We start from the raw sequence: 5,462 nt of genomic DNA on the forward strand, positions 1-5,462 counted from the left end.
GGTTCTGGTTCCGGTTCTTCGGGTTCTTTCGGTTCCGGCTCCGCCGGTCCCGGCGTCGGTCCGCCGCTTCCCGACATCGACGATGGGGACTCGAAGGCGGCTTCGTCGTCGGGAATTTCGGGGGCCGCGGAGCCACAGACGTAGCGGTCGAGCCAGTCGTCGAGTCGTCGACCGGCCACTTCAGCGACGATGTCGACGAAGGCGTCGTGCGTGAGCGGCCGGTCGTAGGTGTTGATGCGGCGAAACACGTCCTGGAACGTCGACTCGCCGTCGGTCGCTTCGCGGATTTCGAGGTCCAACGCGGCGAGAACGCGACGACCTTTGGTGTAGTAGGCCTGGCTGCTGGTCCACCGTTTCGGGTCGACAAGAACCGACCCAGAATCCCGGTTCGTCGAGACGTAGCCGTGGAACGCCGAGAACGGTGCCTGCCCGCGACGGTAGGTGAAAAGCGACGCGTAGTACTCCGTCGTCGCCTCGACGAGCCACTTCGTCGACGCCGAGCGGTCCCACTCCTGTCGCGTGTGGACGTACTCGTGAACCCAGGTGTTGTTGACGTTGTCGAGCCGACAGTCGTCCTGTGCCCAGAAGCCGTTGGCGCCGCTCTGGACGCCGAGTGAGCCCCACCCGACGCCGGTCGGGGCAGCGATGGCGAGGACTTCGTCGTTTCGACCGCCGACGTCGAGGCGGGCGGCAGCGTCGCTCAGCGCCGACAGCACGGCCTCGACCGACGGGCGGAGCGCCGCCGCCTCGGGAACGACGAGCCGGAACCGCTGGCCAGCGGTGGTATCGGTGTACTCGTCGTGGCGGCCCAGATACATCACCGAGCCGTCGGAACTGGTGACGCCCTCGCCGTCGACATCGTAGCGCCGCTGTAGCATCGGTTCGGCGCCTCGGTACTGGTAGGCGATACTCAGTTGCGGGCGCTGTACGATGGCCCAATCGCCGGCGTCGACGTACCGGTAGGTTCCCGGTCCGCCGGTGTCGGCCGAGAGGCTCCCGCTCAACCGTGCGGGGTTCGTCGCCCCGTCCCAGTCGTACTGGCGACCGTTCGTCCGAAAGCCCCGCGTGCCGTCGACGGCGAGCGTCGAGGGAATCGCGACGCTACAGCCCGTCAGCCGGTCGGCGAAGTCGTACTCGATATCGAGTTCGACGGTGCCCTCCGTGGCGGTGTCGAGGCGAACCGTCGTCGCCTGGACGATTCCCGCAGCGTTTCGATTCGTCGCACCCTGTTCCCCGCGTCGGTTCACACGCCGACTGATTCGGCCAGCAATAAAAACGTCTCGCCGGCAGTCCGGTGGTCGGCCCGACGCCTTAGTCGGACTCCGTCGCTCGGTTTTGAGGCGACCCAAGGGATTAAATAACTGATTTCTGTTTAGCCTAACATGGCTGGCAAAGAGCCGTCACCGACGTTTCTCATCGGGGTGGGACAGGCGGGAATCGAGGTTCTCGAGACCCTCAAGCGACACGTCCCGGAAGAAGAGTCGGCGTACTTCGATTACCTCATCGTCGACTCGAACATGAGCGAGCTCAACAGCTCCTCGATAGAGAAGAACCTGTATCTGAAGACCCCCGACACGCTGGTCGGAACGCATCGCGAGGAGTACCCGTTTCTGACCGACGGCATGCGGTTCGGAGCGAAAGGCGCCGAACGCCAGCGTCCCGTCGGCCGGTACAAGTTCGACAACCCCGAGGAGCCGAGTTTCTCCGACGTGTTCAAGACGATTCAGCGCAACGTCAATCGGTTCCGACAGGACCACCAGACCGCGCTCACGTCCTCGAACAAACACATCAACATCCTGCTGGTGAACTCCCTCGGCGGCGGCACCGGAAGTGGGACGTTCCCGATTCTGACCGGCATTCTCCACCACCTCGCCGAGAACATCCGCAACCGGAACAACATGTTCGCCTACCTCGGCGGGTTCGGCGTCGTCCCCGAGTTCGAGTTCGGTCGCGACATCAAACAGCTCCCGGGCGACGACGGACGGTACTACGCCAACAGCTACGCCGCGCTGCGTGACCTCGAACACCTGCTCAACGCCGACGCCAACGACACGCTCCGGCTCCCGATTCACTCCCGACACGACGCCGACGGCGCCGCCTCGACGAGCGACGCCATCGACGCCGCCCTCGAGGAGAACGCCTTCGAGTTCGAAACCCAGCCGTTCAACGACTACTTCCTCGTCGGCGTCAACGAGGACAAAATCGAGGGCGAACAGGCCGCTGCCGGAATCGAACGCTACGACCAGATGATAGACAACACCGTCGCCGAATCCATCTACACGATGGCGAAACACGGCGACGACATGGAGAACGTCTCCGGCGTCTCCGACACCGACCCCCGAGTCGGAACCGTCGTCGAAACGGAAGTCGAGATTCCTCACGACACGCTCCGGACCTACTGTGAGACGAAAGCCGACATCGAGGCACTGGAGAGCCTGCTGTATGCGGGTCGCTCCTCGCTCGAGGAGACTGATTCGGACCTCGACGCTATCGAACACCTCGTGCGGAACTCGGAGGTCGTCTTCGAGCAACTCGACCCCGAGGAGGCGAGCGAGACCAAACGCGAAGTCCGTGAGATAATCGACAACAGCCTCGGCGGCGGCGTCAACATGGTCAACCGGACCCGCGAGGACATCGCGTCGGTGCTCGAGCAAGTCGAGGCCGAACACGACCTCCGGTTCGTCCCCTTCGCTCTCGACGAAATCGAGTCGTCACTCGACGAACAAGAGCCGAAAATCCGCGAGAAACGCGAGGAGACGGTCTCGGAGATGTGGAAACACTTCGAACTCTCCTCACACCCCGAGTTCGGCGACGTCTCCCGGGTCAACCAGAAGGCGCGAAACCTCTTCGACTTCCTCCGGGGCCGAATCGAGGACACCAAGGTCGAACTCGAGGAGGCCGAGGAGTCCTTCTGGGACGGCAAGCCCGGAATCAAAGGCCGCGAGGAGAAACTCGACAGCCGGCTATCGAACCTGAAGGAGGCACTCGAACGGCTCCGAGAGGTCGAGGACGACTACGACGGACTCAACGACCTCAGCGACGGCATCGTCGACCAGCGTGCCGAAATCGAGAGTCGACTCAAACACAAGAAACGCGAACTCGGCGACGCCCGAGACGACCTCAAGTCGCTTCGTCGTGAACTCACCGACCCCGACCAATCGGGGCTTCGCATCGCACGGATGCCCCTCGAACCCGAGGCCCTCGAGGAGGTGACGCTCGAAAAACTGGAGACGGACCTCACGGACATCGAGTCGTACCTCGACGAGGGGTACGTCGACCGCGACGACTTCCTCGAAGCCATCGCCAGACGCTACGAACGGTGTTTCCAGAAGGAACCGCGACTCGTCCTCGACGTCGACGAGGACGACGCGCCCGACGACGCCCTCGATTACTTCCAGAACCTCGGGATGATAGAGACGGACATGTACATCGTCTACGACGACGACAACGAGGACGTCATCTCCTTCGAGCGGGTTTCGACGGCGAGTTCGGGGTACAACCGCTACACCGACGACAGCTACGACTCCCATCGCGTCAAGTTCGTCGCCTACGTCCGAACCGGTCCCATCGACGTGTTGCGGCTGTATCAGGAACTCGACACCTACGCCGACGACGGCGGTCTCGACGACCTCGTCGCCCAGCACTGGGACGACTACCGACTGGCCTTCGCCTATCCCGAGTGGTACGGCCGCGACGTCCGGTCCGCATTCAGCGTCAACGAGACCATCGAGTTGCCGATGCCGCCGGAGCCGAAACTGGAGTACGTCCACCTCGAAACCGGCGACGCGGGCGAGGGCGAACTGAAACACGAGTTCATCAGCCGCGACGGTGTCGTCAGCTACCTCTATCAGGGCGTCCTCTGGGACAACTACGAGGACGGCGCCACCGGGTTCCGCGGGTGGAAACAGGCGCTCGACGGGGTCCGCCTCGGCTGGAACGCCGTTCAGGAACTGTCGCCGCCCTCGGAGAAGAAACGGCAGTGGCTGGCCGGCAACGTCTCCTGGGAGGAACTACTGGAGGAGTACGCCCGCGAGTTCGAGGACCGCGAGGGAATCAAAATCGAGTTCGTCGACGAGGAAGCGATTGCGGACTGAACCGCTCGCCTACCAGTCCGGACCGGAGTTGCGTCGACGATAGATGACGACGGCGCCGCCGACGACGGCGACGACGATGGCCAGAGCGCCGATACCGGCGAGTACGCGCATGACGAGACTGGTCTGATTTCCGTCCGCTATCTCTGACTGGAGGGACTCGATTCGGTTGTCGGCGCTGTTCGACGCGTCGGCTTGGGCGGTGAACGAGGCTTCACCGGGCGTACCGCCCTCGGTTTCGTAGTTCACCGTCACCGTTCCGGCGTCGAGTTGCTCGGCGGTGGTGCCGCCGGTGAAGTAGGAGGCGAACTCCACGCGGATGGTCGTCCCGGCGGGAATCTCACCTTCCGCGGGCGTCAACCGAACCTCTCCCGCGCGGTACTGGCGGTCGAAGGAGATGGACTGACTCCCCTCGACGAACACCTCTATCGAGTCGGTGTCGAGGACGGCCGCATCCGTCCCCTCGATGACGATTTCGGGATTGACCGCGGTTTCGCCCTCGACGGTGAACTGCCCGTCGACGGTTATCTCGTTCGGTGTTTCGGCGTCTTCGCCGTAGCCGGCGAGGGTTCCGTCGAACTCGCCGCCGACTTCGACGTCCGCGGCGGCCACCCCAGCGAAGACAGAAGAGAACAGAGTCGCGACGACAACCACCACAGCAACCCGCTTTGCGTCTCCGTACAGTCGTGTCATGGACAGTATTCACCCGACACGGAGGAGATTTAGTTCTTTGGCAACACCCTGGGCCTCCATCAGTTGAGGTGCGTCCACTGGGTGAGGTGCCCTCGGTTCCGGAACGTTCCAGGTCTCACGGCGAAGCGATACGTATGCCCGAGGTGCATCTCGACCGGGAGACGCTCGATTGCCTCGGCACCCCCGTATCGAGGACGAACCCTGCGACGAATTCGTCACCATCTACGAGGTCGAAGAACTGACGCTGTCACCCCCGACGAGTGGCGTAACTGGATGTTCCTTCTTTCGGATGGGAACCGCTACAATACAGTCACACAAAAACCGAGTCGTCGGCACTGCCGACGACTCGAAGTCGCGTTACTCCTCGTCGTCCTCGTCGTCGACGTCTTCGAAGTCGGCGTCGACGAACTCCTCGCCGTCGCCGTCGGCGCCGCCGGGACCAGCGCCTGCACCGGGGCCGGCACCGCCCATGCCGCCCATACCGCCCATGCCGCCGGCACCCGCTGCGCCGCCGGGACCGCCGGCGCCCGCAGCACCGCCTGCGGCCTGTTGTTCGTACATCTGCTTGCCGATTTCTTGGAGTTGCTCCGAGAGGCTCTCGGTTGCGGATTCCAGCGCCTCGGAGGCCTCGTCGAGTTCGTCGCTGTCGACTTCGGCGTACTCCTCGAGGGCTTCCTC

At 63.6% G+C, this 5,462-nt stretch carries 2 protein-coding genes and 2 pseudogenes; 1 reads left to right on the forward strand and 3 read right to left on the reverse strand.

What is annotated here, in order from left to right:
• A pseudogene (locus GJ631_RS18105) lies at window positions 1-1,247 on the reverse strand (hypothetical protein); the annotation flags it as partial.
• Between the two features lie 135 nt (window positions 1,248-1,382).
• Between GJ631_RS18105 and GJ631_RS18110 the strand changes: the two are divergent.
• Window positions 1,383-4,094 carry a tubulin-like doman-containing protein gene (locus GJ631_RS18110; protein ID WP_156710494.1) on the forward strand — a complete coding sequence of 904 codons (2,712 nt, stop codon included), beginning with the start codon at window positions 1,383-1,385 and terminating at the stop codon, window positions 4,092-4,094.
• A 9-nt stretch (window positions 4,095-4,103) separates the two neighbouring features.
• On the opposite strand, the gene GJ631_RS18115 is transcribed toward GJ631_RS18110, so the two are convergent.
• Complete coding sequence (locus GJ631_RS18115; RefSeq protein ID WP_156710495.1) at window positions 4,104-4,784, reverse strand: hypothetical protein; 681 nt, start codon at window positions 4,782-4,784, stop codon at window positions 4,104-4,106.
• Between the two features lie 357 nt (window positions 4,785-5,141).
• Window positions 5,142-5,462, reverse strand: a pseudogene (gene dnaK / locus GJ631_RS18120) (molecular chaperone DnaK); the annotation flags it as partial.

It is taken from the genome of Natronomonas sp. CBA1123 (assembly GCF_009741925.1).
Lineage (GTDB): Archaea > Halobacteriota > Halobacteria > Halobacteriales > Haloarculaceae > Natronomonas.

What these genes read in the sequence shown, in the direction of transcription:
- GJ631_RS18110 (WP_156710494.1), top strand. Translation starts at nt 1,383, where the DNA reads ATGGCTGGCAAAGAGCCGTCACCGACGTTTCTCATCGGGGTGGGACAG.
- GJ631_RS18115 (WP_156710495.1), bottom strand. Translation starts at nt 4,784, where the DNA reads ATGACACGACTGTACGGAGACGCAAAGCGGGTTGCTGTGGTGGTTGTC.